Annotated in this window: 4 protein-coding genes and 1 pseudogene; 2 read left to right on the plus strand and 3 right to left on the minus strand. The window is 51.1% G+C overall.

The window, feature by feature from the left end; all coding sequences use genetic code 11:
- Positions 1 to 112: 112 nt before the first annotated feature.
- The 3 genes from ACCC84_RS23775 to ccdA all read right to left on the minus strand — a co-directional run bounded on the left by ACCC84_RS23775 (position 113) and on the right by ccdA (position 1,125).
- Positions 113 to 454, minus strand: a complete 342-nt coding sequence (locus ACCC84_RS23775) for an IS1096 element passenger TnpR family protein (protein ID WP_443096498.1) — start codon at positions 452 to 454, stop codon at positions 113 to 115.
- A gap of 145 nt (positions 455 to 599) precedes the next feature.
- On the minus strand, positions 600 to 905 hold the full coding sequence (gene ccdB, locus ACCC84_RS23380; protein ID WP_371902409.1) for a type II toxin-antitoxin system toxin CcdB: 306 nt from the start codon (positions 903 to 905) through the stop codon (positions 600 to 602).
- A gap of 1 nt (position 906) precedes the next feature.
- A complete protein-coding gene (gene ccdA, locus ACCC84_RS23385) occupies positions 907 to 1,125 on the minus strand; it encodes a type II toxin-antitoxin system antitoxin CcdA (RefSeq protein ID WP_371902410.1) in 219 nt (72 codons plus the stop codon).
- Positions 1,126 to 1,324: 199 nt separating this feature from the next.
- Between ccdA and ACCC84_RS23390 the strand changes: the two genes are divergently transcribed.
- Both ACCC84_RS23390 and ACCC84_RS23395 read left to right on the plus strand, forming a co-directional pair.
- Complete coding sequence (locus ACCC84_RS23390; RefSeq protein WP_371902411.1) at positions 1,325 to 1,480, plus strand: transposase; 156 nt, start codon at positions 1,325 to 1,327, stop codon at positions 1,478 to 1,480.
- A 330-nt stretch (positions 1,481 to 1,810) separates the two neighbouring features.
- A pseudogene (locus ACCC84_RS23395) lies at positions 1,811 to 1,996 on the plus strand (IS3 family transposase); the annotation flags it as partial.
- Positions 1,997 to 2,068 lie beyond the last annotated feature (72 nt).

Consider the following 2,068-nt stretch of genomic DNA (forward strand, 5'->3'; position numbering starts at 1 on the left):
GGCGGGTGAACACGCTACAAAAATGCTCTCTGACAGGCTGCATCGGATGGCGAAAAAACGATGGCTTCAGAGCCCAGTTCTGGATAAGTGCGCCTGAAAAATGGTTTTTAGTTTAAAAAGTCAGCAAAGTTGGCATTTTTACGCGTAATCGCTCGGCACTCCCCGCCCTCTGGGAGTATGACACACTACGATCTATCGTTTGAGATCTCAAAAATGGTCGATTCAATCTCCTAACCATGAACGGATTATCCGGGAAGCCAATGCCACCGTCGTAAGAGATACCGTAATCTTTGCCGTAAATATGAAACTGATGGAGGTAGTCATCATCCCAGCCCTGCACGATTTGGAAAATGAAGTGAAATGCGGCCAGCGACGTATCAGCAGCGATTCTTAGCCTACGCCAGACCATGGGGCTGACGCCGCGAACGGCGATTTTGATGACGTAGATCTTCATAACTGGGTAACGGGTATTGTGATGAAAATGATGTTGGCTATTCTAGCCCCAGCAGGCGATGCTTTCGGTGACTGCCCACGGTTTTTATGCTCTCCTAAAAGTATGGCAGCAGCTACGTTAGGGAGGGGCGTCCATCACAATGTTATCAGATCCCCCAGAACATTAGGTTCAGGGCGTTTTTGATGGCTTCCGCATCAGCGCTGACATCTGCCTGCGCCTCGCCGGTGACACTGGCTGACACGCCTGATAGTTCTGTCGTCATAACCCGGTAGTCTATTCCGCTGACACAGACCACCGGGAACAGCTGGCGGTTGACCCTCTGCGAGAAATACCGGGATTCCAGCAGCGGGATCACCATGCGCCGTCCGGGTGTTTCGATAATGTCGCTCTGCACATCTACAAACAGCCTGTAATGGCTCTCGCGTTTGTATTCATAGACCGTGAACTGCATGTCACCAGCCCCGGTTTTCGTCGGCAAATGAGCCGTGTTGTGTAATGAAATTTGCTACTTCTTCCATGCCTTCCCGGTTCTCCGATTTCCAGTGCTCGGCCTGTATACGACGGGCCTCCCGCCCGATAGCTTCATTAACCAGTCCGGAAATGTTAATGCCTGCAGTGTGTAATGCCTGGTAATGCTCTTTGTCCACGGTCACGCTGACTCTATGTTTCATAGGGTATCTCCTCATTTGAATACTGCGAGTATATACCAGTAGGGTGCTATACGATACGGGGCAAAAGTGATAAAAGGAGAGCATGAAGATTTTTCATTAAAATACTGCCTGTTCATTGATATCGTTATTTAGTCACTGATCTGGCCCAGAGCTCGTGGACACGTTGTTAAGCGAGTAAAATTGCTAACAAAGGTGCACTATGACTCAATCTACAGACCATAAAATCGCCAGAAATCGTTACCCTGATGAATTCCGTGAGCATGCCCTGGCACTGGCCCTGCGGATCGGCGTTGCCAAAGCCGCCAGGGAGCTGAGTTTTTATGAGTTTCAGCTCTACGCCTGGCGTACAAAATAGCAGCAAGCATTGACAAACTCCGAGCGGGAACAACAGCAACTCATTGAAATTGCAAACTCAACGCCAGTGGGCTGAACAGGCCGAGGAGTTAGCCATTCTCCAAAAGGCCGCGACGTACTTTGCCAAACGCCTGAAATGAGGTACGTCTTTATGCAACAGCATCAGGCTGATTTTCGTATTACTTGTATGGCCCGGGTCCTGGCTGTCAGCCGCAGCGGATTCTATGCCTGGCGTCAGCGAACCGGGCAAAAAACACCTTCACAGTTACGGCGGGAACTCTGTGACAGCCGCGTCGCCAGCGCTTTTGTCGAGCATTAAGGCCGGTATGGTGCCCGCCGCCTATACCATGAATTGCGGGCAGAGGGCTGGGGTTACAACCGTAAAACGATAGCCGCCAGCCTGCGGCGACAAGGGCTGAAGGCGAAGGCAGCCAGGAAGTTCAAGGTCACAACAGATTCGAATCACAAACGTCCAGTGGCCCCCAACCTGTTGAAGCAAGACTTTACCGCCACGTAAGCGTAAAGGCAGCGCCGTATTGACAGTTATTTAGGGGGGAGATCCACGTTCCAGGGCAGAAGTTCGGCCACT

The organism is Serratia odorifera, assembly GCF_041448735.1.
GTDB classification, from domain to species: domain Bacteria; phylum Pseudomonadota; class Gammaproteobacteria; order Enterobacterales; family Enterobacteriaceae; genus Serratia_F; species Serratia_F odorifera.